A 26474-nucleotide genomic window follows, 5' to 3' on the forward strand; every position below is an offset into this window, starting at 1 on the left:
CCAATGTGATGACCCACTTCACTTTTCGTCATAGCGGGCCACCCCACAGACCATGACAATGGGTACATCGGCGAGTCCTGACCCGATTACGCGACGGGAGGAGATCCGTTGATCCGACCATCGTTCGGTGACGCGTTGCGGGAATTGCTGTTCTGCACCCACCGCACCGTCGATGATGTGATGGACGCCTTCTTCGATCAGGCCTACCAGCATCGCGACAACGGAAAGTCTTACACGCGGGACGAGTTCGCCGTCCTCGCCGCGACCGCGCGCTCGGATATCGCCCACGGCGACGTGTACACGCTCGAAGAATTCCGTTTCTGGAATCGCTATGCCGCACGATTGGTCGTCGAGGTCACCAAAACCGGTGGTTCGGCCCACCATGTCGAGGTCCACGTGATCGGCCAATACTCGATCGACGGCAGATTCCTGAGGCTAAGTCAAGCTCGCATGTCGGTGCCCAGCGTGGAATTCGTTGTGGGAGACAAGCTCCGAGCCCAACCGGTTGCCTAACCCTTGATCAGCTCGCCGACGTGGGCGGCGACGGAATCCGCCAGTCCCTGCAGGTCGTAGCCGCCCTCCAGCACCGCCACCAGCCGGCCGTCACAAAGCCTCTCGGCCGAGTCCATCAGCTCGCGAGTCACCCAACCGAAGTCGTCGGCAGTCATCGTCAGCGAGCCGAGGGGGTCACGCTCGTGTGCGTCGAACCCCGCGGACACCAGAATCAACTCCGGAGCGAACTTGTCGAGCGCGGGCAGTATCCGTTGCCGAAATGCCTCGCGTAACTCGTCCCCGCCGTCGCCCGGCTTGAGCGGTGAGTTGAAGATATTGCCGACCCCGGCTTCTCCTATGGCGCCCGTCCCCGGAAAGAGTGGCATCTGATGGGTGGACGCGTACAACACGTCGGAATCGGAGTAGAAGATCTGCTGCGTGCCGTTGCCATGGTGAACGTCGAAATCGACGATCGCGACCCGCGTCAGTCCGTATTTCCGCTGCGCATGCCGCGCTCCGATGCTGATGTTGTTGAACAGGCAAAAGCCCATCGCTCGTTCGGTTTCGGCATGGTGGCCCGGCGGCCGGCAGGCCACGAAGGCGTTCTGGACCTGCCCGGTCAGCACGCTGTCGATCGCCTGCAGGGTGCCGCCCACCCCCCGCAAGACCACTTCCCACGTCGACGGCTCCATCATCGTGTCACCGCCGTCGAGGTACACATAACCGTGCTCCGGACGGGCGGCTTCCAGGTCGTCGACGTAGCGGTTCGTATGCACGTAGCGGGCCGTGGCGAGGTCGGCCGGCTCGGCGTGCTCGCGCACCAGTGAGTCGAATTGCGGCGCACTGAGTACCGCTTCCACGATGCGGTAGCGGTCCGGCCGTTCCGGATGACCGGCGGCAGTCCTGTGGTTGGCGAAACTGGGATGGTGCAGCAGCAGGGTGGACATGGCGGCGAACCTCTTTCAGGGTCATGGGCAACCAGACCGAATGATGATCTTCTGCCTGAACACCGTATGCCCCCAATTGCAGTACCGCCGAGGAGCCGGATCGCTGATCGATTTTCGGTATCAGCCAAAAGACGATTCGGTGCTTTCGCGGATCAACCGTTCGGTGACCACGGTCAGTAGCCTGGCGGCGTATTTCGTGCAGCGCGAAAGATCGGGCTCGAGTTCATTGAGGGTGCGCACCGCGCCGAAGCCGGCGGTCTGGGCCTGGGCGCGCGTCAACGTCGATACTCCGGCGATGGCGAAGGTCGGTACGCCGTGTGGTCGCGCGCATCGTGAAACGCCCACCGGGGCTTTGCCGCGCAATGACTGGCCGTCGAGGGATCCCTCGCCGGTGACGACCATCCTGGCGTCCAACAGCTTTCGGTCGAGGTCGACGAGGTCGAGGATCATTTCGATGCCCGGTCTCATTCGTGCTTGCAGCACGGCGAGCGCGGCAAATCCCACCCCTCCCGCGGCACCGGCACCCCGCGCATCACGGTAATCGGCACCGACAGCTTCTTCCACCAGGTCCGCCCATTTGGACAGGCTGCTGTCCACTTCGTCGATCTGGTCGTCGAGAATCCCTTTTTGCGGTCCGTAGACCGCGGCCGCACCAAGTGGCCCGCACAGCGGGCTGTCCACGTCGGCGGCCAGCGTGACCGTGGCCCTGCCGAGGCCGGGATGCAGCCCGCCGAGATCGAGGTGAGCGGCGTCGGCCAGACCCCGGGCACCGTGTGCGATCGGACGGCCGTAGCGGTCGAGTATCTCGACGCCCAGCGCCATCAGCATTCCCGCGCCGCCGTCGGTGCTCGCGCTGCCGCCGACACCGACGACGATGTCCCGGCAACCGTCGTCCAGCGCCTGGGCGATGACGCTGCCCAGCCCATAGCTCGTCGCCGTCACCGGGGCCGGCGTTGCCGACGGAAGCCGTTGCAGGCCACAGATATCGGCTAACTCGACGACCGCACGGCTGCCCTTGCGGGCGTATGCGGTATGGACCAGCGCACCGGTCGGCCCACACGCGGCGGCGTCGACGGGTTCGAAGCCGGCCGCCAGCACGGCCTCCAGGGTGCCCTCTCCCCCGTCCGCGACGGGGCAGAGGATCGGAGTGATCCTCGGGTCCGCGCGGCACACGCCTTGCGCCATTGCCCGCGCAGCCTGCTCGGCCGTCAACGAGCCCTTGAACTTGTCCGGCGCCAATACGACGTTGCCCTTCATGAGCAGACCATCCCATCAAGGTCGAGTCGCACACTTGCTGCGAAGGGTTGTCCGGCGGACGGTGCGGGAATCAGGCAGGGAATCAGGCAAGGGCGGGTATTCCGGTACGCGGAATGCCGCTTTCTCAACACGCTGACACGCCCGGCGCGCGGTTGTCAAAGGCTGGGCCCACGACATCCGCTGTGGTCATCGAATCCGCTTATCAAGTCTGACAATTCGGGTTGTACGACTCTCGCCGATTCTTGACAGGCATTGCGAACATCGCATTGACTCGTTTCGTATTTCGATGCGGCAATTCCGCGATACGGAAGACGGATCCGCGGCCAGGCGAAAATGGAAGGACAGCGATGGCTGGTGCGACCTATACGGTGAACTGCTCGATCCTTTTCACCGACCTGCCCGTGCTGGAGCGGCCGGGCGCGGCTCGAACGGCAGGCTTTGAAGCGGTGGAGTTCTGGTGGCCGTTCATCGAAGCGACGCCCCCGGAGCCCGACATCAAGGCCTTCGTCCGCGCCATCGAGCAGGCCGGGGTGCAGTTGTCCGGACTGAACTTCTTCGCCGGCTACATGGCCGGCGGCGACCGGGGAATCCTGTCGGATCCCGCACTGACGACCAAGTTTCGCGAAAATGTGCAAGTAGCCATCGAGATCGGCGAAAGCCTAGGTACCCGGGCCTTCAACGCCCTGTACGGCAACCGCATCGACGGCATCGCGCCGGCGGTGCAAGACGAGGTCGCGGCCAAGAATCTTGCCTACGCGGCGCAAGCCGCACAGCGCATCGGCGCGACCGTGCTCGTCGAGCCGGTCAGCGGCGCGCCCCGCTATCCCCTCGAGACGGCGGCCGATGCGGTTCGCGTCATCGACCACGTGCAAGCCGAGGCGGGTGCCAACAACTTGCGCCTGTTGGCGGATCGGTATCACCTGTACGTCAACAACGACGATGTGACCGCGGCCCTGCTGTCCAATTACGAACGGATCGGGCATATTCAGATCGCCGATGCGCCCGGGCGCGGGGAGCCGGGCACGGGTGAGATTCCGCTGGGAGAATATCTCGCCATCTTGCTGGGGCGTGACTACAGCGGCTACATCGGCTTGGAATACAAGGCTTCTCGGCCCGACACCTTCGACTGGTTGCCGCTGGCCGAACGAGGTCGCGGAGCGGTCAACATCGAATCCCTGAAGACACTGACAGGAACGAGGAATCAGTGAGCACGATCGCCTTTATCGGCCTGGGCATCATGGGCAGCCCGATGGCCTGTCACCTCGCCCGCGCCGGCCACAGCGTGATCGGTTACAACCGCTCGCCGGGTCGCGCCGCGGAGCTGATCGACGCGGGCGGGACGGAAGCGGAATCCATTGCCGACGCCGTGCAGAACGCCGACGTGGTGGCCGTGATGGTGCCCGACTCCCCCGACGTGCAAAACGTGTTGCTCTCGGAGGGTGGTGTTTTCGCCCACACCCGGCCCTCGACGCTGGTGATCGATTTCTCCTCCATCCGCCCCGATGTCACCGCCGAGCTGGCCACGCAAGCCTCCCAGCGCGGCCTGCGGCTCATCGACGCCCCGGTGTCCGGCGGTGAGCCCGGCGCCCGGAACGCGACGCTGTCGATCATGGTCGGCGCCGCCGATGACGACTTCGCCGCTGCCAAGCCGCTTCTCGAGATCGTCGGTAAGACCATCGTTCATGTCGGCCCCAACGGGGCGGGGCAAACCGTCAAGGCCGCCAATCAGCTGATCGTCGCGGGCAATATCGAACTCCTCGCCGAGGCAATCACGTTCCTGCGTGCCTACGGCGTCGACCTGGACGCGGCCGTCAAGGTGCTCGGTGGAGGCCTGGCGGGCTCGGCGGTGCTGGATCAAAAGGCCCCGAAGATGCTGGCACGCAACTTCGATCCCGGCTTCCGGATCGAACTGCACCACAAAGATTTGGGCATCGTCACCAGCGCCGCCCGCGAAGCCGGGGTGGTCATCCCGCTCGGCGCGGTCGTCGCGCAGCTGATGGCCTCCGCGCTGGCCAACGGGGACGGTTCTCTCGACCACTCCGGCCTGCTGCGCGGTGTCGAACGCCTGTCCGGACAAAAGGAAGGTGGGATCCAGTGACCCGGATGCGTACGGTCGACGCGGCCGTCAAGATCCTCGAAATCGAGGGCGCTACACAGACATTCGACCTGCCCGGCGCGGCGATCAATCCGTTTTACTCGGCGATGCGGGCCCACGGCGGAATTCGGCACCTACTGGCCCGCTACGTCGAGGGCGCCAGCCACATGGCCGAGGGCTACACTCGTGCCGCGCCGGGCAACATCGGCGTGTGCATCGGCACCTCGGGCCCGGCCGGGACCGACATGGTGACTGGATTGTATTCAGCCAGTGCCGATTCCATTCCCATCCTGGCGATCACGGGTCAGGCGCCCGTCGACAAGCTGCACAAGGAGGACTTTCAGGCAGTCGACATCGCGGCGATCGCGGCACCCGTGACGAAGATGGCCATGACAGTGTTGGAACCCGGGCAGGTCCCCGGCGCCTTCGCCAAGGCGTTTCACCTGATGCGCTCGGGCCGGCCCGGCCCCGTCCTGATCGATCTGCCCATCGACGTCCAGCTCGCCGAAATCGATTTCGTCCCGGCGGCGTACGCTCCGCTGCCGGTCTACAAGCCCGCGGCGACGCACACGCAGATCGCCAAGGCGCTCGACATGCTGGTCACCGCCCAACGCCCGGTGATCATCGCCGGTGGCGGGATTATCAACGCCGACGCCGCCGAACTACTCGTCGAGCTGGCCGAGGTGCTCGATGTCCCGGTGGTGCCCACCCTGATGGGCTGGGGCACGATTCCCGACGACCACCGGCTGGCCGCCGGCATGGTCGGGTTGCAGACCGCCCACCGCTACGGCAACGCCACCCTGCTCGAATCGGATTTCGTGCTGGGCATCGGCAACCGTTGGGCCAACCGGCACACCGGCGGACTCGACACCTACCGGCGGGGCCGCCGCTTCGTCCATATCGATATCGAACCCACCCAGATCGGCCGGGTCTTCGCGCCCGATCTCGGCATCGTGTCCGATGCCAAGGCGGCGCTGGAACTCCTGGTGGCCGCGGCGTCCAAGCGGCGGGCAGCGGGCGATCTCCCCGATTGGGCCGGCTGGGTCCACGACTGCCAAGAGCGCAAACGGACGATGCACCGCAAGACTCACTTCGACGACATTCCGATCAAGCCGCAGCGTGTGTACGAGGAGATGAACCGGGCGTTCGGCCGTAATGCACGCTACGTCACCGCGATTGGACTCTCACAGATCGCCGGCGGTCAATTTCTGCAGGTCTTCAAACCTCGGCACTGGATCAACTGCGGACAAGCCGGGCCGCTGGGATGGACGGTTCCCGCCGCGCTGGGCGTGGTCGCCGCGGACCCCACCGCGACGGTCGTGGGTTGTCGGGTGACTACGACTTCCAGTTCCTCATCGAAGAACTCGCCGTCGGCGCGCAATTCAACCTGCCCTACGTCCATGTCGTGGTCAACAACTCCTACCTCGGGCTGATCCGGCAAGCGCAGCTCAACTTCGACATGAACTACTTCGTCTCCCTGGCATTCGACAACATCAACGCCCAGGAATCCGGTGACCATGATCTGCCCAAGGGCTACGGTGTCGACCATCGTCGGGTAGCGGAAGGATTGGGCTGCAAGGCGATCCAGGTCAGTGACCCCGCGCTGATCGCGCCGGCGCTCACACGCGCCCAGCAACTAACCCGCGAACACAAGGTGCCCGTGGTGGTCGAGATCTTCCTGGAACGAATCACTAACATCGCGATGGGCACCGACATCGACAAGGTCGTCGAACACAACGAGCTGGCGACCACCATCGACGATTCACCCACCGCCGCACTGCTATTCGACTGACCCGTCGCCTGCCGTGCCCTGCCCCGCCGACCGTACCAACGGTGTCCAGTCGGTGGAACGCGCGTTCGGCGTGCTGGAGATCCTGTCCGCGATGGGCGGCACGGGCTCGCTCGGTGAGCTCGCCGCACGCGCGGACCTCCCCCAACCCACGATGCACCGGCTGGCCCGAACGTTGCTCGGCATGGGGTACCTGCGGCAGCTGCCCAACCGGCACTATTCACTGGGGCCCAGGCTGATTCGCTTGGGCGAGAGCGCGGCTGCGCTCATCGGCATGTGGTCGCGTGTGCATCTGAGCGAGTTGGTCCACCGCACCGGGGAGACCGCGAACATGGCGGTGATGGACAATGACATGGCCGTCTACGTTGCTCAGGTCCCCTCCCCGCATTCCATGCGGATGTTCACCGAGGTCGGGCGGCGGGTCTATCCGCATTGCACCGGAGTAGGCAAGGCGCTGCTGATGCAGCTCCCCGACGAAGCCCTGCGGGCGCTGGTGGCGCGAACCGGGATGCCCGCGGCGACCGAGAATTCGCATACGACGGCCGGCGGGTTACTGCAAGACATCACGTTGTGTCGTGCCCGGGGCTACGCGGTCGACGAGGGTGAGCAGGAAATCGGCGTGCGGTGCTTTGCCGTGCCGGTGCCCAACGCACCGTCCCTGACGGCCATTTCGATCTCCGGTCCCGCGGTCCGGGTCACGTTGAACTCGGCGCCGATGATTACGCCGCTGTTGAAGCGGGTAGCCCGCGACATCGCCGCCGAGTTCGACAAGGGTGCCGCCGACTAGACCCCGCGCCCGGCGGCCGCGGCGTTGCCGGCCTCGGTCACCGCGTACGAATCCGCGCTTTGCGCCATTGCTTTCACCAGCATCTCGTGGATCGCCGCGGCCTGGGCGCTGACCGACCGATACATCTGGGCGTGCACCATGAATTGCGCTGCGACAAGCGCGGATACCTCATCCGAAGCCGCGGGGAGAACGCCGCTGGTGACGCCGGCCGCGGCCGCGTTGTGGGCGTTCATCGCACCGCCGATGGCACCCAGCTGTGCGGCCGCTCCGGCCAGCGCTTCGGGGTGGACATTGACGAATGACATGTGCTGTTCTCCTCAACGCTTGGCGGCCGACAGGCCCAACGCCGCGGTCCCGCCCGCAATGGCGTAGCGCATCGCGACCGCCCTCAGCCGCCGCCGCACCACACGGGCCGCCGCCGAGACGAACTCACCCGGGAAGTCGCGCCGGCCGTCCCCACGGCCGGCCCAGTACGGCGGTTCGCCGCGGTGGATCGCCGCCTCGGCCTCTTCCACGATGCGCGCCATCGTGGTCACGGTATGCGCCGGATAGGCGCCGACGCTGGTCTCCGCGGACAGCATCACCGCGTCGGCGCCGTCGAGCACCGCGTTGGCCACATCGGAGACCTCGGCCCGGGTCGGGCGCAGGTCGGAGACCATCGAGTCGAGCATGTGCGTGGCCACGATCACCGGCTTGTCTGCATCGCGGCACAGCCGGATGACTCGCTTTTGGACCAGCGGTATCTGTTCCAACGGCATCTCGACACCGAGGTCACCGCGGGCCACCATCAATCCATCGAAAGCCTCGACGATCGCCGGCAGGCACGAGACCGCCTCGGGTTTCTCTAATTTGGCGATGACGGGCACTCGCCTGCCGACCTCACCCATTACGGCGTGGGCCGGCTTCGCCTCCTCGGGTGCGCGCACGAACGACATGGCGATCATGTCCACGCCGAGCTCGAGCGCGAATTTCAGGTCGTCAATGTCTTTGTCGGACAACGTGGGAGCGCTGACGGCGACACCAGGCAATGAGATGCCTTTGTTGTCGCTGACTCGTCCGCCGTGAATCACCTCACAGCCGACGTCCGTGCCGTTGATCTCCACCACCGCCAAGTCGATTCTGCCGTCATCGACCAGCAGCCGGTCGCCGGTTTTCACATCCGAGGCCAGACCGCCGTAGGTGGTGGACACCCGGTCGTGATCGCCCGGGCAGGCGTCGGTGGTGATCGCGACCTTCTCGCCGAGGCTCCAGACCACCGGCCCGTTGGCGAACCGGCCCAGCCGAATCTTGGGACCCTGCAGGTCGGCGAGCACCTGAACCGGCCGTCGGCCTCGATCGGCGATCTGACGGACCAGGTCGTAGCAGGCCGAATGCTCGGCATGCGTGCCGTGACTGAAATTCAGTCGCGCCACATCCATTCCGGCCTCGACGAGTTCGGTCAGGCGCGGCGCGGTGGCGGTTGCGGGGCCCAGCGTGCAGACGATCTTCGTGGTGCGCATCCCAGGTGTCCTTTCCTCTTAACGCAGGGCGGCTTGTGGTTGTCGTGGCGAAATCTCGGCACTGAGGGACGGCGCCAATCCGGTGCTACGGGCGAGCAGGCTGGTGGCGGCGTGGACCGTGCGCAGGGTCGGCGCACCGGCTCCGGTCAGGTCGGCGAGCTCGACGACCGCGAATACGATAGCATCCAACTCCAGCTCCTTGCCCGCTTCCAGGTCCTGCAGCATGGAAGTCTTGTGGTGGCCGATGTTTTCGGCACCGCGCAACCGCTTCTCGATCGAAATCTCCGGTTTGCTACCCAATCTCGCGGCGATGTCCAGGGTCTCCTCCATCAGTTGGATCACGACCCGCCGCGTGTTCGGGTCCTGGCACATCTGCACCATCGTCGCTCTGGTCAGCGCGCTGAGCGGGATGAACGCCACGTTGCCCATCAACTTGATCCAGATGTCGTCGCGCAAATCAGGCTCCACGGGACACTTCAGCCCACCGGCGATCATCGCTTCGCTCAACGCCTTACAGCGCGCGGAGAGCTCTCCCGAGGGCTCCCCGATGGAAAAGCGAGTCCCCTCCAGGTGACGAACCACGCCGGGTGCCTCCAGCACCGTCGCCGGATACACCACGCAACCGATCGCGCGCTCCGGCGACAGCAGGGCGCTCGTCGCTCCACCGGGATCGACGGCCTCGATGCGGTGTCCCTGATACGGACCCGGCAGCTGGTGGAAATACCACCAGGGAATGCCGTTCTGCGCGGCGACAATCGCCGTGTTCGGGCCCAGTAGCGGCTCGATCAGCGGACCCGACGTCGGATAGCTGTGCGCCTTGAGGCCCAGGAAGACATAGTCGACCGGCCCGATCTCGGCCGGAGAGTCCGTCGCGCGCGGATTCGCGACGAAGTCGCCGCGCGGACTGAGCACGCGGACACCATTTTGCTGGATGGCCCGCAGGTTGTCGTTTCGCGCAATCAAATGAACGTCGGCGCCGCCGCGGTGCAACGCCGCTCCCCAATAGGCACCGATGGCTCCGGCACCGACGACCGCAATCCTCACAGAGTCCCCTCTCGCATCCCGCATGCACAGAGCCGTCCGGCGACTCGGCTTCATTATTGCATACAGTATGCGCTCCGTGTATGTTGAAGCCAACGCGCTCTCGTCGAGACGTCGCGGACCGTCACCCACGCCGGATCGCGCTGAGCGCGCCCTTAGACCAGCCAAGAAAGAGGAATATGCCTGCGATCGGAGTGCCTCGCGAAACCGTCTCGGGCGAAAGCCGAGTCGCATTGGTACCCGGCGTCGTCCAACGCCTACGCTCCGCCGGCCACCATCTCGTCGTCGAGACGGGTGCGGGAGACGGCGCGTTGATCCGCGACGAGGACTATCGAAAGGCCGGGGCCGTGATCGGTGACCCCTGGTCGGCCGACGTGGTGGTCAAGGTGAGCCCGCCGACCGCGGTGGAGATCGGCCGGTTGAGGCAGGGTGCCCGCCTGATCGGCTTCCTCGCCCCCCGCACCCGACCGGAGCTCAGCGAACAGCTGCGCCGAGCGGGTGTAACCGGTTTCGCGATGGAGGCCGTGCCCAGGATTTCGCGTGCGCAGACCATGGATGCGCTTTCCTCGCAGGCCAACGTCGCGGGATACAAGGCGGTGTTGTGCGCCGCGGAATGCTCGACGCGCTTTTTTCCGATGATGACCACAGCCGCCGGAACAGTGAAGCCGGCAACGGTTTTGGTGCTCGGTGTCGGTGTTGCCGGGCTTCAGGCGCTCGCTACGGCAAAGCGACTGGGCGCGCGCACCACCGGATTCGATGTCCGCCCCGAGGTCGCCGAGCAAGTCCGCTCGTTGGGAGCCAAGTGGCTCGACGTCGGTGTCACCGCGGCGGGCGAAGGCGGCTACGCCCGCGCTCTGACGCCCAGCGAGCAGGCCGAGCAGCAAGGCCGGCTGACCCAGGCGATCCAGGGCTTCGACGTGGTCATCACCACCGCCCTCGTGCCCGGCCGCCCGGCACCCAAACTGGTCACCGCCGAGGCGGTGCGCCTGATGCGCAGCGGCAGCGTGGTCGTCGACCTCGCCGGAGAAGCCGGGGGCAACTGCGAACTCACCGTACCGGGAGAGACGGTGCGCCGGCACGACGTCACGATCGCGGCGCCGCTGAACCTTCCGGCCAGCATGCCCGAGCACGCCAGCGAGCTCTACGCGCGCAATGTCGCGGCGCTGCTGGAACACATGCTCGACGGGGCGGACCTGCGCGACTTGTCCGACGAGATCCTCGACGCGTGCTGCGTCACCAAATCCGACAACGAATTGACGGGAATCCGATGACGCTGATCGCCAACCTGGCAATCCTGACGCTGGCCGGGTTTGTCGGCTTCGCGGTGATCTCCAAGGTGCCCAACACGCTGCACACCCCACTGATGTCCGGTACCAACGCAATTCACGGCATCGTGTTGCTTGCCGGCCTGGTACTCGTCGGCCGGTCGAGCACCGACGCCTTCGACCGGCTGTTGCTGGTGATCGCCATCGCCTTCGGGGCGATCAACGTCGTGGGCGGCTTCCTGGTGACCGATCGCATGCTCGGCATGTTCAAGAAGAAGCCCAGTGTTCCGACCGGAAAGGTTGCGTCGGCGAAGTGAATGAACTCATCGCGGTTCTATACATTGTCGCGTTCGCGCTGTTCATCCTCGGCCTGTCCGGTCTGACTGGCCCGCGCACCGCGGCGCGCGGCAATCTGATTGCCGGCGTGGGCATGACGATCGCGATCGTGGCCACGCTGCTGACTCCCGGCACCAGTAACTGGTTGCTGATCGTGTTCGGGCTACTCCTCGGGTCGGTGATCGGTGTGCCGGCGGCGAAGCGGGTCAAGATGACCGCGATGCCTCAGATGGTGGCGCTGTTCAACGGCGTCGGCGGCGGCGCGGTGGCGCTGGTGTCGTGGGTGGAGTTTCGCGACACCCACGGCTACTCCTGGGCTCCGGTCTATGTGGCGATCGCCTCGCTGTTCGCCGCCATCGTCGGCTCGCTCTCGTTCTGGGGATCGCTGATCGCATTCGGAAAATTGCAAGAAGTGTTGCCAGGCAGGCCAATCGGACTGGGACGAGCCCAGCAGCCGCTCAACTTGGTACTGCTGCTCGCGGCCGTCGCCTGCGCCGGCGCCATCGGAGCCGGCCAGCGCGCACCGGTCGTCTTCATCGGTGTGCTCGTCTTCGCCGCGGTGCTCGGCGTGATGGTGGTGTTGCCCATCGGCGGTGCCGACATGCCGGTGGTGATCTCGCTCCTCAACGCGCTGACCGGACTCTCGGCCGCGGCGACCGGACTGGCGCTGGACAACACGGCGATGATCGTCGCGGGGATGATCGTTGGAGCCTCGGGAACCATCTTGACCAACCTGATGGCAAAGGCGATGAACCGTTCCATCCCCGCTATTGTCGCCGGCGGGTTCGGTGGCACCGGCGCCGGCGCGGTCGGCCCGGACGGGGGCGCCGACCAGACCGTGCGCCAGACCAGTGCCGCCGATGTGGCGTTGCAGATGGGTTATGCCAGCCAGGTGATCATCGTGCCCGGCTACGGAATGGCCGTGGCACAGGCCCAGCACGTGGTGCGTGAAATGGCCGGTCTGCTGGAGGGGCGCGGCGTCGAGGTCCGGCATGCCATCCATCCGGTAGCCGGTCGCATGCCCGGCCATATGAACGTCTTGCTCGCCGAGGCCGATGTCCCTTACGAGCAGCTCAAAGAGATGGACGAAATCAACGGCGAGTTCAGCCGCACCGACGTGGCCCTGGTGATCGGCGCCAACGATGTGACAAACCCTGCGGCACGGTCGAATCCGGCATCCCCGATCTTCGGCATGCCGATTCTCGACGTCGACCAGGCCAGGTCCGTCATCGTGCTGAAGCGTTCGATGAATCCCGGATTCGCCGGAATCGAGAACGAGCTGTACTTCAACGAGAAGACCTCGATGCTGTTCGGCGACGCGAAGGCGTCCGTCGCCGAAATCACCGAGGAACTCAAGGTTTTGTGACATCGCGGCGAGACGGGCCGCGCGAGAAGAACACGCTTGACCGCCACATCAGCGCGGCGGCAGGAAAGCGCCGAAGATCGGCGGTTAGAAAGGAATCGAGATTCAATGTCAAAAGTGGTTTGCGTCCTCTACGACGACCCGGTAACCGGATATCCCAGCGAATTCCCGCGCGATGGCCTGCCCCACCTGGACAGCTACCCGGACGGGCAAACGCTGCCCACCCCGTCGGCCATCGACTTCGCCCCGGGCGCACTACTGGGCAGCGTCTCCGGTGAACTGGGCCTGCGGCGCTACCTGGAGGGTCTCGGTCACGAGTTGATCGCGACCTCCGACAAGGAAGGCGCCGACTCGGAATTCGACCGCCACCTCGCCGACGCCGAAGTGGTTATCTCACAACCATTTTGGCCGGCATATCTGACCGCCGAGCGGATCGCGCGCGCCCCCAACTCAAGTTGGCGGTCACGGCGGGCATCGGGTCGGATCACACCGACCTGGACGCGGCGATCGACGCCGGGATCACGGTCGCCGAGGTCACATTCTGCAACAGCATCAGCGTCGCCGAGCACGTGGTGATGATGATTCTGTCGCAGGTCCGCAACTACCTGCCCTCCTACCAGTGGGTCATCGACGGCGGTTGGAACATCGCCGACTGCGTGCAGCGTTCCTACGACCTCGAGGGAATGCACGTCGGCACCGTCGCGTCGGGCCGAATCGGGCTCGCCGTGCTGCGCCGCTTGGCGCCGTTCGACGTGCACCTGCACTACACCGACAAGCACCGGCTCCCGCCGAGGTCGAAAAGGAACTGAACCTGACCTATCACCCCAGCGTGCAAGCCATGGTGCCGCACCTCGACGTCGTGACGATCAACGCTCCGCTGCACCCGGAGACCCGTGGGCTGTTCGACGACAAGCTGCTCGCGACGATGAAACGCGGTGCCTACTTGATAAATACGGCCCGAGCCCTGATCTGCGACCAGGATGCGATTGTGCGTGCGCTGGAGAGCGGTCAATTGGCGGGCTATGCCGGCGATGTGTGGTACCCACATCCGGCGCCGGCCGATCACCCGTGGCGCACCATGCCCCATCACGGCATGACACCGCACATCTCCGGCTCGTCGCTGTCGGCGCAGGCTCGGTATGCGGCCGGCACCAGGGAGATCCTGGAGTGCTACTTCGGCGGCAAGCCGATCCGTGACGAATACCTGATCGTCGACGGGGGCGCGCTGGCCGGCGTCGGGGCGCGGTCGTACACCGCGACCGCCAAATCCGCCTAGCGGCGGATCGGTTGCCGCGCTGAGCTGAAAAGCCCACGGGGCTGGCGAGCAGATCGATATTCTGCTCGCCAGCCCCGTGATTTTTTCTTGACCGTGTAAGTGCCACGAATCACGTCGCAATGTTTGCGATCTGGCATTTACCAACTCAGCCCGGCCGCATCCTGTATAAAACCTTGAGAATCGCTGCACATTTCGCGGTGCCGTAGCGGCCCAGTTGGATGTTGTGGACTGTATGCTACGTACGCAATTCTCGAGTAAACCTCGATTAACCAGGACGGGAGTGAGGGAAGACTTCATGGCCACCACCGGCGCGCCGAGCCAAGCTGGGTCGCGAATGAGGTTGGAGCGACCGGCGCCGTTGCGCGAGGCCGCCTACGAGGCGCTGATGGAGCTGATCATCACCCGTGAGCTGCGACCCGGGCAGCACTTGGTGGAGAACGAGTTGGCGGCCCAGCTCGGTGTCAGCCGCCAACCCATTCGAGAGGCGTTGCAGCGCTTGCAAAGCGAGGGCTGGGTCGACCTGCGCCCGGCCCTGGGCGCATTCGTGCACGTGCCCACCGACGCCGAGGCCGATGAGCTGTTGGGAGTGCGCACCCTGCTCGAGGCCGAGTCGGCCAGGCTGGCCGCTCGCGCCGCCAAACCGCCCCAGGTGGAACGCCTCTGGGAGCTGCACCGGACTGGAGAAAAGGCACTCGCCGGCGGCGACAAAGAGGGTCTTGTCACCGCCAACGATGCCTTCCACTCTTATATCGTTGCGATGTCGGCCAACAGCGTGCTGGCCAACCTGATCGGACAGGTCGGGCGCCGGGTGCGGTGGTATTACGAGCCCATCGCATTAGCCCGTGGCAAGGATGCCTGGGACGAACATGCCGAGCTGATCGAGGCCATCGCCGGACGCAGTGGCAAGCGGGCCGGAGACCTGATGCGCCGTCACACCGAACGCACCCGCGAGATCTACCACCAGCGGCGTCAGGAAGCCGCCGAAGGCGCCGAGGGCGTGGCCTGACCGACCGGCGCCGGAGCCGTCACATCCTTGTTTCTCCGCCGTCCCGGCTGCCGCAAAAACGCCGCGGTTACCGCTGAGAGCAGCGCGCTTGCCGCCGCCAGCCAGTAGGCACCGGTGTAGCCCCAGGCGTCAATCACGCTGGCGCCCACGCCAATTCCCAGGATCGAGCCAACCAGCTTGGCGCTGTAGACGATGCCGTAATTGCTGGCGTTGTTGTTTTCGCCGAAGTAGTCGGTGGTTAGCGTCGCGAACAGCGGATAGAAAGCACCGCCGCCGAACCCGACGAGGACCGCGAAGAAGATGAAGGCGATCTCGTTCTTGGCCAGCCCGGTGTAGAGCAGACCGATCAGGGCGACGACCGACACCAGCAGCACGACCAGCAGCGTCTGCTTGCGACCGATCCGGTCCGAGACATAGCCGGTCGCCGTGCGGCCGACGCCATTGATGATCGACAGCGCGCCCGCCGATGAGGCCACGATCATCGCGCCGAAGCCGAGGTGTTTGGCGAGCGGAACCATGTAGCTGATGCCGAACAGCGAGACACCGGTCGTGATCCCCAACGACAGCCAGATCAGCGGCAACATGCCCGTCTTGATCGCCTCCAGCGGGCTGTACTGGCGCACCGCCGGGGGATTTTTCTGCAGGCTTCTGACGTTGGCGTTGGCGTCGGCGTGCTGCAGCGGGTCGACATCGGCCGGCCACCAGTTCTTGGGCGGGTCCTGGAAATACAGGCCGCATACCGTGAGAACGATCAGCATGAATGCGCCTACCAGGTCGAGCACCCACTCGTAGGTGTTCGGGTGCAGCGCATAACTGAAGATGAAGATGAAAGGTACTGCGCCGTAGGCGAACCCGCCGCACACGAACCCGGTCTTGGCGCCGCGCCGCTCGGGATACCACTTACCGACAATGGTGATTCCCGTCGAGTACACCAACCCGACGCCGCAGCCACCGCATACCGCGAATCCGAGGAAGGCCACGACCAGATTGCTGCTGTGCGCGACGGTGACGAAACCCAGCGCGGACAACACGGCGGCGGCCAGCATGGTGGACCTGGCCGAGGTGATTCCCTTCTCCCTCAGCCGGCCGGCGGGATAGGCGACGGCCGCCTGAAACACCGCCCACACCGAGAGCAGCCAGAAGGTTTCGGACAGAGTCCAGCCGTGGGCGTGGCGCAGGATGTCGGCGGCGGCGCCGTAACCGTATTCAAAAACGCTGACTGCCATCATCGCGATCCACGGCAGCCAGACCATCGAAGCCCGGGATCTGCCGAGCAGGTCGCGATCGGTTTCGCCGACGCGATAGACGCGACCGTTCGCGTCGATCACCTCGCGATAGGAGGTGAGAGTTGAAGACATCGTTGACTCACTTTCGGAAAAGGGCATGACGGGGTGGCTCGATGACTGCTCGCGTCCGACGACGCGGCAACCATCGAGTTGACGGTTTGGTTTCTGGCTTCGGGGGAAGTTCGGATCCGTAGTGTCTAAGGCGGTGCACGGCCGGCGATTTCGCCCGCACATCGCAGCCCGTTGGCCACGCCCGACATCTGAAGCCGTGGCCGGCCAGTCATGATCCGCCTCGGTCGTTCACCGAGTTGCGCGCGGCCCTCTCCCACAACCGGGTCCTTCTCCACCGAGCCGAGGGGTCTCTAGACGAGTCTCATGCCAGTGCCAGTTCAGATCACGCCGGCGCTTCTGAAGCGCTGCAACTCATCTGGCGAATAACCGAGTTCCTCGCAGATCTCCTCGGTGTGCTCGCCGAGCAGCGGTGAACGCACCACATCGACGGGTGAGTCGGACAGCCGTAGCGGGCTGCCGACGGTCTTGAACGCACCGCGCTCGGGGTGCTCGACGGTCACGATCGCGTCCAGATCAGCCAGTGTCTGGTCCTCGATCAGCTCCTTGGTGCTGAGCACCGGGCCGCAGGGCACGTTGAGAGCATTGAGCGCCTCCATGGCCTCCCATTTGGTGTGCCGTTGACTCCAGTCCTCGATCAGAGCAAAGACCTTGTCCAGCTTGGGTAGCCGGTCTTCCTGCCGGGCCCAGTCCGGATGATCGGCGAGGTCGGGCCGTCCGATCAGCTCGGCGAGCGGCGCCCATCCGGCGGGCTGAACGATGACGTAGATGTAGTCGTTGGGGCCACCGCCTTTGGTGCGAACGGCCCAACCGGGTTGGCCTCCCCCGGACGCGTTGCCCGACCGCGGCACCTCGTCGCCGAAGCGCTCATTGGGGTATTCGTGTAGCGGGCCATGCGCCAGCTGCTGCTGATCGCGCAACTTCACCCGACATAGGTTGAGCACGGCGGCCTGCATCGCGACCTCGACACGCTGGCCACGGCCGGTGTTGGTGCGCTGGAACAGCGCGGCCAGGATGGCGGCGACGAGTTGAATCCCGGTGCCGGAGTCGCCGATTTGTGCGCCCGTGGCAGTGGGCGGCCCGTCCTCGAAACCCGTGGTGGCCATGGCTCCACCCACCGCCTGGGCGATGATTTCGTAGGCCTTGAAGTCGACGTACTTGCCCGGGCCGAATCCCTTGATCGACGCATAGATCAACCGTGGGTTGATCTGCTGCAGCCGAGCCCAACTGAAACCGAACCGGTCGACGACGCCGGGGCCGAAGTTCTCCACCAACACATCGGAGCGCGCTACCAGTCTGCTGAAGATCTCCTGACCGTCTTCGCTTTTCATGTTCACCGTCACACTGCGTTTGTTGCAGTTCAGCATTGTGAAATAGAGACTGTCCACCTCGGGGAGGTCGCGCAGCTGGCCCCGAGTGACGTCTCCGCCGTTTGGTGTCTCGAGCTTGACGACGTCGGCGGCCAACCAGGCCAGCATCTGCGTCGCAGAGGGACCCGACTGCACGTGAGTCATATCGAGCACCCGAACGCCGTCTAATGCCTTACCCATGAGATCTCCCCTGAGGTGTGTCGTTATGCCTGAAAGGTCGCGTCGTGCCGGGCACCGAGAGCTCCACTGCCCGTGTGGATTCGGATCAATGGCCGGGAGGCGATGCCCACCACTACCTCAGCTTTCTGCGCCTGCTGCCCGTCCGCTTCGCCGCACAGCAGGAGACCGCGAAGCAGCGGATGTGGCTGCAACGGCCGGAGCGTTCGTTGCCTTCTGCAGACTGTATACCGTATACGAACAGTGTCCCCAATCACAGGCGAATTGTCTAGCGCCGTACCTTCGCCAATACCTATCAGACACCGGCACCGATGGAATGGACGTCGCCAAGCCCCGGCGGGCAACGAATTAGCCGAACAAAGTTGTTTGCCGAATAATGTTGCGCCAGCTCCGCTCACGAGCCGAAAGCCCCTCATTCTCGAGGTCGCTCCCCTGCCCCTGGACACACAGTGTGATCAGTAGTACAACAAATGCATACTGTATGTATAGGAGAGTTATGATATCCGGCGGTGAGGGAAACTCGGGCCTACAAATTCGAGCACATGGCTGCTCGTACCGTGTCGGCGAACGCCCGCACGACATCATGGCGCGCTCGAGAAGCTGGATGCTGTGGCTGCCATGGACGGCGATGGCCGGTATCAGCGTGCTCCAATTCGGCTACGGTGTCGCGGTTATCGCCGTTCAGCAGCCGCATCACCCGCTTTCCCCCGGCGCCTTCTGGGTACTGGCGTTGTGGGTGCTCTTCCAGGCGGGCGCCACCGCGGCCACGCCACCGCTGAGACGGCGGTGGAAAATTCACCCGTCGGCCGCGATGTCGATCGGCGCTGTCTTGTCCGCCCTTGGCCCGCTGACGCTTTCGTGCACGGGCAATCTCGCACTCGCGGTGCTGGGCTACTCCGCGTTGTGCGGTATCGGCGCCGGGATGGTTTACGCCACTTGCCTTTCCACTGTTGCCCATTGGTATCCCGAGCAACGGGGTGCGAAAGTCTCGCTGGTGTCAGGCGGGTTCGGTTGCGGCGCGGTCCCGTTCGTCGTGTTGTTCGCTTTCGCACTCCACCCCCACAACATCGGGCCGGTGTTCACCGCGGTCGGGGTGTGTGTCCTCGTCGTAGTGACGTTGTGCGGCGCCCTTTTTCGCGACCCACCCGCAGACTGGTGGCCGGCTGAGGTCGACCCTCGACTGTGGGGCTTCGACAAGCGGATAAACCGCAGCCTATGGGGCAATGCGCCGGCGATACGCCAGTATTGGCCCAGTGAGGCCGCACGCACCTCGGCCTTTTGTGTCGTCTACGCCATTGCGGTGGTGGCATCGGCCGCGGCGCTGTTGAGCATCGTCTACGTGCCGGCCATCGCCATAACCCATGGCTTGTCGCTGGCCGTCGGCGCGATCGCCGTTGCGGTGCTGGCACTGGTCAACGGCGGGGGACGTATCATCGCGAGCCGGTTCTCGGACCGATACGACAGACGTCAAACGTTGAGTCCCGCACTCGGAGTCGAGGTTTTGGCGCTGGTGGGCCTGGCGTACTCGGCCTCGGCGGGCTCCACCGTCGGATTCGTCACCTTTGCCGCGCTCGGCGGGCTGGCCGGCGGCGCCTTCTATTCGCTGTTCATCAATCTCGTCGCCGACTACTTCGGCGAGCGCAGCGCGGTCGGGAACTTCGGGCTGCTCTACAGCGCCAAGGTCTTCGGCGGTCTGATCGGGGTGGGCCTGCCCGCGCTGTCGCTGCCTGCCGGACGGCTGGGAGCGGCCTTCGTCGCCGTCGGCTTGCTCTGCTGGTGCGCCGCCATCGCACCACGGTGGCTTCGGCGCCCCGGTTATCCCGTTTGCCGCCTGTCGAATTGACACATTCGGCACGTGGCAACGAAATGGCCCCAGGGAACGAATCCCTGGGGCCATTCCCGCCGTGACCCGGCGATTTGAGGGGCTCGGCCCGCCCCTCACTAGATGACTATCGCTTCCTTCCGCCATCCGGCGATGGTGTCCGAGTCATAACCCAATTCGGCCAACACCTCGTCGGTGTGCTCACCCAGCAGCGGTGCACCCTTGATCTCGGGCTTGAAGGAGGAGAACTTGATCGGGCTGCCGACCGTCAAGAACGTGCCGCGCCCCTTCTGCTCGACCTCGACAATGGTCCCGCTCTTGCGCAGATCCTTGTCCTCGGCGAGATCCTTCATGGACATCACAGGCGCGCACGGCACCTCCCACTCGCGCAGGATGTCGACTGCTTCCCACTTCGTCTTGTCCGCCAGCCACTTCTCGATCTCGGCGAAGATGTCGAAGAGTTTGTCCTGACGGGCCCGCGCGGTGCTGTAGCCCGGGTCGTCGACCCACTAGGGGCGACCGATGGCCTCGGCAGTGCGCTTCCAGTTCTGCTCTTGGATGGTGAAGTAGATGTAGGCGTTGGGGTCGGTCTCCCAGCCCTTGCACTTGACCACCCAGCCGGGCTGGCCGCCACCGCCGGCGTTGCCGCCGCGCGGCACCGCGTCGCCGAACGTGCCATTGGGGTACTGCGGGTACTCCTCCAGGTAGCCCACCCGCTCCAGGCGCTGTTGGTCGCGCAGCTTGACCCGGCACAGGTTGAGCACGGAGTCCTGCATGGACGCAGACACCTTCTGGCCCTTGCCGGTCTTGTCGCGCGCGATCAGTGCGGTCAAGATGCCGATCAGGAGGTGCATACCGGTGTTGCTGTCGCCGAGGGCGCCCCCGGCCACGGTCGGCGGCCCATCCCAGAAGCCGGTGGTGGAAGCGTTGCCGCCGGCGCACTGCGCGACGTTCTCATAGACCTTGAGGTCGTTCCACGACGAGTCGTCGTTAAAGCCCTTGACCGAACCGAAGATCAGCCGCGGGTTCCACTCCTGGATCTTGTCCCAGGACAACCCCATTCGGTCCATCGCCCCTGGAGCGAAGTTCTCCACCAGCACATCGGCCTGGCGGATCAGCTTCTCCATCACCTCGACACCTTGCGGAGATTTCGTGTTGATCGCCAGCGAACGCTTGTTGCTGTTGAGCATCGTGAAGTACAACGCGTCGACATCCGGTATGTCGCGCAACTGATTACGCGTCACATCGCCACCAGTGGTCCGCTCGACCTTCAGGACGTCCGCTCCGAACCAGGCGAGCATCTGGGTGCAGGCGGGCCCCGCCTGCACCCCGGTGAAGTCGATGACCTTGATGCCAGACAACGGCAGTTCGCTCATCACAGATTTCCTTTCTTTCTCGTGCTTTCGAGTTGTCTTATATCGACGTCTTGCCTGGTAAGCAGGCATCCCAGCGCACTTTCAGCCCGGGTTGGTGATCCCCTTGGGATTGAGGTGAGCGATGTTGCCACTCTCGGTCCCGTCCGACGGATCGATCAGGCAATCGATCAGTGCCGGCCGCCCCGACGCCAGGGCCTCCCGCAGCGCCGCGGCGACCTCGTCGGGCGTTTCGGCCCGGTAACCCGCACCGCCGAAGGCCTTGATCATGAACTCGTGGTGGGCCTCCAGCGCCGTCGGCGCCGGGTCGTCTGATCCCGAGTTCTCGTCACCGCGATACACACCGCTGTTGTTGAGGATGACGGTGACGATCGGCAGCTTGTAGCGGCAGATTGTCTCCAATTCCATTCCGCTGAAACCGAAGGCGCTGTCACCTTCGATCGCCACCACGGGTTCACCGGTCTCCACGGCGGCCGCGATCGCATACCCCATCCCGATGCCCATCACGCCCCAGGTCCCGCTGTCAAGGCGCCGGCGCGGCCGGTACATCGCGATCGTGCTGCGCGCCAGGTCGAGTGCGTTAGCCCCCTCGTTGACCACACATACTTGCGAATTGTCTTGCAACACATCGCGGATCGCCTGCAGTGCGCCAAGGAATTTCATTGGCGCAGCAACGCGGGCGGCGGCCAGACGGTCCGCCATCTTGGCGACATTTTGCGCCGCCTTGGCTGCCAGTTCCGCACGCCATTGTGCCGACGCGCTGATCTGACCCGGCTTGGCGCGGTCCACCAGTGCCTGCATCACCGAACCGATATCGCCGACCAGCGGGGCCGCGATCGGCTGATTGCTGTCCATCTCGCTGGCTTCGATGTCGATCTGGATGAACTTGGCGCCCGAATTCCACTGCGGCGCATCGCCATGTCCGAGTAACCAGTTCAGCCGCGCCCCCACCAGCAGGACGACATCGGCGCGGCGCAGCGCCAGCGATCGGGTCGTGGCCACCGACTGCGGGTGATCGTCGGGCAGCAGCCCTTTGGCCATCGACATCGGCAAGTAGGGCACCCCGGTGCTTTCCACGAATTCTTTGATCTGCTCGTCCGCCTGTGCGTATGCAGCGCCTTTGCCCAGGACGATCAACGGTCGCTGGGCGGTGGCGAGCAATTCGATCGCCGCATCTACCGAGTCGAGGTCGGGCAGTTGGCGTGGCGCCGGATCGACCACGCGCCAGAGCGTTTCGGCAGCGGACTCGGCGTCGAGAACCTCGCCCAACACGGCTGCCGGGATGTCTAGGTAGACCCCACCGGGACGCCCGGAAGCCGCCGTGCGAATTGCCCGCGCCACACCACGGCCGATGTCCTGGGCCCGAGACACCCGGTAAGCCGCTTTGACGAAGGGTCGGGCCGCGGCAAGCTGATCCATTTCCTCATAGTCGCCACGCTGCAGATCGACGAGATGGCGCTCACTTGAGCCCGAAATCTGCACCATTGGAAAGCAATTGGTCGTCGCATTGGCCAGCGCCACGAGTCCGCTGAGAAATCCGGGTGCTGATACCGTCAAGCAGATGCCGGGCTTCTGGATCAGGAAACCGGCGGCCGCCGCGGCGTGTCCCGCGGCGCTCTCGTGACGAAAACCGATGTAGCGGATACCCGAGGCCTGCGCGGTCCGCGCCAAGTCGGTGATGGGAATGCCCACCAGCCCGTAAATGGTGTGCACATCGTTGAGCCGGAGCGCGTCGACCACCAGATGTATCCCATCGGTGAGGGCCCCGGCGTCTCCAGCCTCGGTGTCTTCGATGGGAGCGGCGGTCATTACAACTTCTCTTTCCGGCGGTAGACGCCTTGGTCGAATTTCTTTCTCGCTCTTCACTTTTCCTCAATCTCAAAGCCACGTCCAAGACCTGATGGCACTCATCAGATAACTGGGAGTTATCACGGTCCGCTGCGGTCCGGAGTTTCAGACAACTCGGTTATTCGCGAAGCGATCAGGCCACAAAAGATCCCCTCACCGCGGTACTCGCGACGGTCGCGCCCGCATCGAATTCACCGTCCACGTCTTGGCCCGGGTAGGTAAAATCCTCGCGGCCAAGGGGTGCGCCCACCGCCACGTTCAAAAATGCCCTTGCCGCAGCAGAACCCGGAGCAGAGGCATGGATCGCGATCGCGATCGGCGCCCGTTGATCCGGCTCGACCAAGCGCAAACCCCGCATTGCGCCGGTCATCGGCATCGAACGAAACCACGTGTGCGGCACCACGCTTGCCCACGCACCCGTGGCGACGTGAGCGTAAAGCGATGCCATCGAGTCGGTCTCGATCTGCGGTACCACCGCGGCGCCGACGTCGGCGAAAGCATTGTCGATGAATTGCCGAAATCCGACGTCCGGCGCCAGGAGCGCAAGCGGCAGCTGGGCCGCTTCCGACCAGGTAATGCTGGTCGCCGCCGACACCAGCTGCTTTCCCGCCACCAGCAGCACGCACTGTTCCTCGTAGAGCGGCACCACTTCCAGGTCCGAGCGCTCGTGCGCATCGAAATGCGCAATGGCGGCGTCGAGCTCGAAAGAGCGCAGCTGGCGCACCAATTCTGTGGTCGGAAAATGGGATGTGACCTTCACCCGGGCCAGTGGGTGCAACGAACAAAAGGCCGCGATCGGCAGCGCCGTCATCGTCGATACCGCCCGCCCGGACCCCAATCGCAACACGCCCGAAATGCCCGACCGCAATGCGGCCGCTTCGGCTACCAGACCGTCGTGAACCGCGAGAACCCTTTTGGCCCACACGACAAGCCGTTCACCCTCCACCGTGAGACCCTCGAAGTTTCGTCCGCGATTGATCAACATGACGTTGAGTTCGCGTTCCAGCTTCGCAATGGATGCCGACAGCGCCGGCTGGGAGACGTAGCACGCCTCGGCCGCGCGCGCGAAGTGTCGCTCCCTCGCCACCGCAACGAAGTACTCGAGTTGACGTAGCAGCATGAAGGCTCCTCCTCGCCGGCCGACCCAGCCCGCTGATGGCCAGTCGTAAACGACTCAGCAGACTGTATGCAGTATGCATTATTCATTAGACTACTCGCCAGTAGGAACCCCGTTCAGCGATGAGGCTCACTCATCGCGGTTCGCGACATAGAAAGGGAACAAATGTGAACAGCCCGGATTCACGCGTGGCACCGCACGCCGCGGACACCGACATGAGTGCGGAATGGCTTGCCCAGGCGGTCGTAGCCGCGACGCCGGAGGCGCTCGTGGTGTGCGACGCGAGCGGGACGATCCGGTTGTGGAACAACGGGGCGCAGCGCGTTTTCGGCTACTCCCCGTCCGAGGCGATGGGACAGAGCCTCGACATCATCATCCCGGCAAAGCTGCGGAAACGACACTGGGACGGCTATCACCAAACGATGGCCACCGGGCAAACCCGTTACGGCGAGCAACTGCTGAGCGTGCCCGCTACGCACCGGGACGGGCGCCGGCTGTCGATCGAATTCAGCGTCGCCCTGCTGCACCACGACGACGGTCGCATCGTCGGAATATCCGCGATCATGCGCGAGGTGACCGAGCGCCGCGACGCGGAGCGGGCGCTGCGCGGCCGGCTTGCCGAACTCGAGGCGCGCCTGGTCGACCTCGAGAGCGCGACCACTTGATCTCCGGTGCCCGGCCGACCGCATCGGTGTCCGTCGCGACCCTCTACGGTGATGCCATGAGCGACGACATTCTGTTGGTCAGCACCGACGAGCGGGTGCGCACCCTGACCCTGAACCGGCCGCAGTCGCGCAACGCGCTGTCCTCGGCGCTGCGGGATCGGTTCTTCGCGGCGCTGGCCGAGGCCGAAACCGACGACGACGTGGACGTCGTGATCCTGACCGGGGCCGATCCGGTGTTCTGCGCCGGACTGGATCTCAAGGAGCTGGGTGATTCGACGGCTCTGCCCGACATCTCGCCGCGGTGGCCGCCGATGACCAAGCCGGTGATCGGCGCGATCAACGGAGCCGCGGTCACCGGCGGGCTGGAGCTGGTGCTGTACTGCGACGTCGTGATCGCCTCGGAGCAGGCACGCTTCGCCGACACCCATGCCCGGGTCGGCCTGCTGCCGACCTGGGGACTGAGCGTGCGGCTGCCGCAAAAGGTGGGTGTCGGCCTGGCCCGGCGCATGAGCCTCACCGGCGATTACCTGTCCGCCGCCGACGCGCTGCGGGCCGGGCTGGCCACCGAGGTGGTGCCGCACGACCAGCTGCTACCCGCCGCCCGCCGCGTGGCCGCGTCGATCGTCGGCAACAACCAGGACGCGGTGCGCGCACTGCTGAGCTCCTACCATCGCATCGACGAGTCCCAGACCAGCGAGGGCCTGTGGCTGGAAGCCATGGCGGCCCGGCAGTTTCGGACCACCGGCGACGACATCGCCGCCAATCGCGAGGCGGTGCTGCAGCGCGGTCGGGCGCAAGTCCGCTGACGGCGGTCCGCGCAATCACCGCGATGACGGAATTCAGCCGGCGCCGGGCAAATGGAAATGGCCCGGCCGCGGACCGGCCATCGCGCCGCAATTTCGCTTTATATGCCGTTGACCTGTACCGCGAAAATTTTTGATCGCCAGCCGCGCCAATAGACAATACGATCCCAAGAACGACCCGAAACTATTCACCAGAGCAGGAGGAATCGATGCGCATTATCGTCGACCTCACGATGCGGGTTCTCGGCGTCCTGGCCCTGGTCACCGCGTCGGCGATGGTATCCGGGCAGCACGCGGCCGCACAGCCGCCGCCGCGTTTTCCCAATCTCGACGGATTTACCGCGGTTGCGGCCGACGGATATCTGACGACGTCGCTGCCGGGCAGCTCGCCCCGGATTAGTTTCTCGGCACCGAACTCGGTGGTGTGCGACTTCTATGGCGGGCCGGCGCCCGTGCCGCAACCATCACAAGACATTAAGTGCAATGGCGAAGTGCCCGGAATAGACGACGTTCTCTTTCCCGGCGGCGGGCACCCGAGACCGGGCGACTGCGTGGAGGGCGCGGTGAATTTCAAGGGGCCCGGCTACGAATTGAGCCGGATGTCCTACAGCGGATGCGGCGGCAACCCGGCCGCATTGCCCTATGCCGGTAAACCATTGGCCGCCGGGCAGAAATTGTCCTACCTCAACGTCACCTGCGCGGTGGGCGCCGACAACCTGATCGCCTGCCTGGATACCACCAGCGGGGACCACGGATTCGTCCTGCAGTCGGTGGGAAGCTGGGCGTTCTAG

21 protein-coding genes and 4 pseudogenes are annotated in these 26474 nt (G+C 65.0%); 14 read left to right on the forward strand and 11 right to left on the reverse strand.

Going from position 1 to position 26474, the window contains the following annotated elements:
* Positions 1–108 precede the first annotated feature (108 nt).
* Positions 109–513, forward strand: a complete 405-nt coding sequence (locus tag G6N54_RS08040) for a hypothetical protein (protein ID WP_163789552.1) — start codon at positions 109–111, stop codon at positions 511–513.
* Here the strand turns inward: G6N54_RS08040 and G6N54_RS08045 are convergent.
* Positions 510–1439 carry a histone deacetylase family protein gene (locus G6N54_RS08045; protein ID WP_163789554.1) on the reverse strand — a complete coding sequence of 310 codons (930 nt, stop codon included), beginning with the start codon at positions 1437–1439 and terminating at the stop codon, positions 510–512. The genes G6N54_RS08040 and G6N54_RS08045 overlap by 4 nt on opposite strands.
* A 120-nt stretch (positions 1440–1559) precedes the next feature.
* Positions 1560–2696, reverse strand: coding sequence for a glycerate kinase (locus G6N54_RS08050; RefSeq protein ID WP_163789556.1), 1137 nt, complete (start codon positions 2694–2696; stop codon positions 1560–1562).
* A 347-nt stretch (positions 2697–3043) separates the two neighbouring features.
* On the opposite strand from G6N54_RS08050, the gene G6N54_RS08055 reads away from it, so the two are divergent.
* The 4 genes and pseudogenes from G6N54_RS08055 (at position 3044) to G6N54_RS08070 (ending at position 7367) form a co-directional block, all read left to right on the forward strand.
* Complete coding sequence (locus G6N54_RS08055) at positions 3044–3904, forward strand: hydroxypyruvate isomerase family protein (RefSeq protein ID WP_163789559.1); 861 nt, start codon at positions 3044–3046, stop codon at positions 3902–3904.
* Entirely contained in the window at positions 3868–4794 is a 927-nt protein-coding gene (locus tag G6N54_RS08060; RefSeq protein ID WP_163794590.1) for a 2-hydroxy-3-oxopropionate reductase, read from the forward strand. The genes G6N54_RS08055 and G6N54_RS08060 overlap by 37 nt, the downstream gene beginning before the upstream one ends.
* A pseudogene (gene gcl / locus G6N54_RS08065) lies at positions 4791–6583 on the forward strand (glyoxylate carboligase). Before G6N54_RS08060 ends, gcl begins: the two are co-directional and overlap by 4 nt.
* Before the next feature lie 52 nt (positions 6584–6635).
* Positions 6636–7367, forward strand: coding sequence for an IclR family transcriptional regulator (locus G6N54_RS08070; RefSeq protein WP_269475880.1), 732 nt, complete (start codon positions 6636–6638; stop codon positions 7365–7367).
* Here the strand turns inward: G6N54_RS08070 and G6N54_RS08075 are convergent.
* From G6N54_RS08075 to G6N54_RS08085, 3 genes and pseudogenes are all read right to left on the reverse strand, one after another.
* Entirely contained in the window at positions 7364–7672 is a 309-nt protein-coding gene (locus G6N54_RS08075) for a PE family protein (RefSeq protein WP_163789561.1), read from the reverse strand. The two genes, G6N54_RS08070 and G6N54_RS08075, sit on opposite strands and share 4 nt — an antisense overlap.
* A 42-nt stretch (positions 7673–7714) precedes the next feature.
* Positions 7715–8866: pseudogene (pyk, locus tag G6N54_RS08080) on the reverse strand (pyruvate kinase); the annotation flags it as partial.
* Positions 8867–8884: 18 nt separating this feature from the next.
* On the reverse strand, positions 8885–9910 hold the full coding sequence (locus G6N54_RS08085; protein WP_163789565.1) for a 2-dehydropantoate 2-reductase: 1026 nt from the start codon (positions 9908–9910) through the stop codon (positions 8885–8887).
* A 176-nt stretch (positions 9911–10086) separates the two neighbouring features.
* Here G6N54_RS08085 and G6N54_RS08090 point away from each other — a divergent pair, with 176 nt between their 5' ends.
* From G6N54_RS08090 to G6N54_RS08110, 5 genes and pseudogenes are all read left to right on the forward strand, one after another.
* Positions 10087–11178 carry a Re/Si-specific NAD(P)(+) transhydrogenase subunit alpha gene (locus tag G6N54_RS08090; protein ID WP_163789567.1) on the forward strand — a complete coding sequence of 364 codons (1092 nt, stop codon included), beginning with the start codon at positions 10087–10089 and terminating at the stop codon, positions 11176–11178.
* On the forward strand, positions 11175–11489 hold the full coding sequence (locus G6N54_RS08095; protein WP_163789570.1) for an NAD(P) transhydrogenase subunit alpha: 315 nt from the start codon (positions 11175–11177) through the stop codon (positions 11487–11489). Before G6N54_RS08090 ends, G6N54_RS08095 begins: the two co-directional genes overlap by 4 nt.
* The gene (locus tag G6N54_RS08100; protein WP_163789572.1) at positions 11486–12874 is read left to right on the forward strand and encodes an NAD(P)(+) transhydrogenase (Re/Si-specific) subunit beta; all 1389 of its coding nucleotides are present in this window, start codon (positions 11486–11488) and stop codon (positions 12872–12874) included. The genes G6N54_RS08095 and G6N54_RS08100 overlap by 4 nt, the downstream gene beginning before the upstream one ends.
* Before the next feature lie 452 nt (positions 12875–13326).
* Positions 13327–14147: pseudogene (locus G6N54_RS08105) on the forward strand (NAD-dependent formate dehydrogenase).
* 334 nt (positions 14148–14481) lie between these two features.
* Positions 14482–15153 (forward strand): GntR family transcriptional regulator, encoded by a 672-nt coding sequence (locus tag G6N54_RS08110; RefSeq protein WP_269475881.1) that lies wholly within the window; start codon positions 14482–14484, stop codon positions 15151–15153.
* On the opposite strand, the gene G6N54_RS08115 is transcribed toward G6N54_RS08110, so the two are convergent.
* Positions 15117–16511, reverse strand: a complete 1395-nt coding sequence (locus tag G6N54_RS08115; protein ID WP_163789576.1) for an OFA family MFS transporter — start codon at positions 16509–16511, stop codon at positions 15117–15119. The genes G6N54_RS08110 and G6N54_RS08115 overlap by 37 nt on opposite strands.
* A gap of 317 nt (positions 16512–16828) precedes the next feature.
* On the reverse strand, positions 16829–18058 hold the full coding sequence (gene frc / locus G6N54_RS08120; protein WP_163789578.1) for a formyl-CoA transferase: 1230 nt from the start codon (positions 18056–18058) through the stop codon (positions 16829–16831).
* Positions 18059–18659: 601 nt separating this feature from the next.
* Between frc (G6N54_RS08120) and G6N54_RS08125 the strand changes: the two genes are divergently transcribed.
* Positions 18660–19898 (forward strand): MFS transporter, encoded by a 1239-nt coding sequence (locus tag G6N54_RS08125; protein WP_232073506.1) that lies wholly within the window; start codon positions 18660–18662, stop codon positions 19896–19898.
* A gap of 98 nt (positions 19899–19996) precedes the next feature.
* On the opposite strand, the pseudogene G6N54_RS31825 reads toward G6N54_RS08125, so the two are convergent.
* The 4 genes and pseudogenes from G6N54_RS31825 to G6N54_RS08140 all read right to left on the reverse strand — a co-directional run.
* Positions 19997–20374: pseudogene (locus G6N54_RS31825) on the reverse strand (CoA transferase); the annotation flags it as partial.
* 12 nt (positions 20375–20386) lie between these two features.
* The gene (gene frc / locus G6N54_RS08130; protein ID WP_332107608.1) at positions 20387–21253 is read right to left on the reverse strand and encodes a formyl-CoA transferase; all 867 of its coding nucleotides are present in this window, start codon (positions 21251–21253) and stop codon (positions 20387–20389) included.
* An 81-nt stretch (positions 21254–21334) separates the two neighbouring features.
* Positions 21335–23059 carry an oxalyl-CoA decarboxylase gene (gene oxc, locus G6N54_RS08135; RefSeq protein ID WP_163789582.1) on the reverse strand — a complete coding sequence of 575 codons (1725 nt, stop codon included), beginning with the start codon at positions 23057–23059 and terminating at the stop codon, positions 21335–21337.
* 172 nt (positions 23060–23231) lie between these two features.
* Complete coding sequence (locus tag G6N54_RS08140) at positions 23232–24218, reverse strand: LysR family transcriptional regulator (RefSeq protein WP_163789584.1); 987 nt, start codon at positions 24216–24218, stop codon at positions 23232–23234.
* A gap of 164 nt (positions 24219–24382) precedes the next feature.
* On the opposite strand from G6N54_RS08140, the gene G6N54_RS08145 reads away from it, so the two are divergent.
* The 3 genes from G6N54_RS08145 to G6N54_RS08155 all read left to right on the forward strand — a co-directional run bounded on the left by G6N54_RS08145 (position 24383) and on the right by G6N54_RS08155 (position 26474).
* Entirely contained in the window at positions 24383–24880 is a 498-nt protein-coding gene (locus tag G6N54_RS08145; protein ID WP_232073508.1) for a PAS domain-containing protein, read from the forward strand.
* 56 nt (positions 24881–24936) lie between these two features.
* Positions 24937–25686, forward strand: coding sequence for an enoyl-CoA hydratase (locus tag G6N54_RS08150; protein ID WP_163789587.1), 750 nt, complete (start codon positions 24937–24939; stop codon positions 25684–25686).
* A 206-nt stretch (positions 25687–25892) separates the two neighbouring features.
* Positions 25893–26474, forward strand: a complete 582-nt coding sequence (locus tag G6N54_RS08155) for a hypothetical protein (protein WP_163789589.1) — start codon at positions 25893–25895, stop codon at positions 26472–26474.

The organism is Mycobacterium stomatepiae (genome assembly GCF_010731715.1).
Taxonomy (GTDB): domain Bacteria; phylum Actinomycetota; class Actinomycetes; order Mycobacteriales; family Mycobacteriaceae; genus Mycobacterium; species Mycobacterium stomatepiae.

What these genes read in the sequence shown, in the direction of transcription:
- G6N54_RS08045 (WP_163789554.1), bottom strand. Translation starts at nt 1,439, where the DNA reads ATGTCCACCCTGCTGCTGCACCATCCCAGTTTCGCCAACCACAGGACT.
- G6N54_RS08050 (WP_163789556.1), bottom strand. Translation starts at nt 2,696, where the DNA reads ATGAAGGGCAACGTCGTATTGGCGCCGGACAAGTTCAAGGGCTCGTTG.
- G6N54_RS08055 (WP_163789559.1), top strand. Translation starts at nt 3,044, where the DNA reads ATGGCTGGTGCGACCTATACGGTGAACTGCTCGATCCTTTTCACCGAC.
- G6N54_RS08075 (WP_163789561.1), bottom strand. Translation starts at nt 7,672, where the DNA reads ATGTCATTCGTCAATGTCCACCCCGAAGCGCTGGCCGGAGCGGCCGCA.
- G6N54_RS08090 (WP_163789567.1), top strand. Translation starts at nt 10,087, where the DNA reads ATGCCTGCGATCGGAGTGCCTCGCGAAACCGTCTCGGGCGAAAGCCGA.
- G6N54_RS08095 (WP_163789570.1), top strand. Translation starts at nt 11,175, where the DNA reads ATGACGCTGATCGCCAACCTGGCAATCCTGACGCTGGCCGGGTTTGTC.
- G6N54_RS08110 (WP_269475881.1), top strand. Translation starts at nt 14,482, where the DNA reads ATGAGGTTGGAGCGACCGGCGCCGTTGCGCGAGGCCGCCTACGAGGCG.
- G6N54_RS08115 (WP_163789576.1), bottom strand. Translation starts at nt 16,511, where the DNA reads ATGTCTTCAACTCTCACCTCCTATCGCGAGGTGATCGACGCGAACGGT.
- frc (WP_163789578.1), bottom strand. Translation starts at nt 18,058, where the DNA reads ATGGGTAAGGCATTAGACGGCGTTCGGGTGCTCGATATGACTCACGTG.
- G6N54_RS08125 (WP_232073506.1), top strand. Translation starts at nt 18,660, where the DNA reads ATGCTGTGGCTGCCATGGACGGCGATGGCCGGTATCAGCGTGCTCCAA.
- frc (WP_332107608.1), bottom strand. Translation starts at nt 21,253, where the DNA reads ATGAGCGAACTGCCGTTGTCTGGCATCAAGGTCATCGACTTCACCGGG.
- oxc (WP_163789582.1), bottom strand. Translation starts at nt 23,059, where the DNA reads ATGACCGCCGCTCCCATCGAAGACACCGAGGCTGGAGACGCCGGGGCC.
- G6N54_RS08140 (WP_163789584.1), bottom strand. Translation starts at nt 24,218, where the DNA reads ATGCTGCTACGTCAACTCGAGTACTTCGTTGCGGTGGCGAGGGAGCGA.
- G6N54_RS08150 (WP_163789587.1), top strand. Translation starts at nt 24,937, where the DNA reads ATGAGCGACGACATTCTGTTGGTCAGCACCGACGAGCGGGTGCGCACC.
- G6N54_RS08155 (WP_163789589.1), top strand. Translation starts at nt 25,893, where the DNA reads ATGCGCATTATCGTCGACCTCACGATGCGGGTTCTCGGCGTCCTGGCC.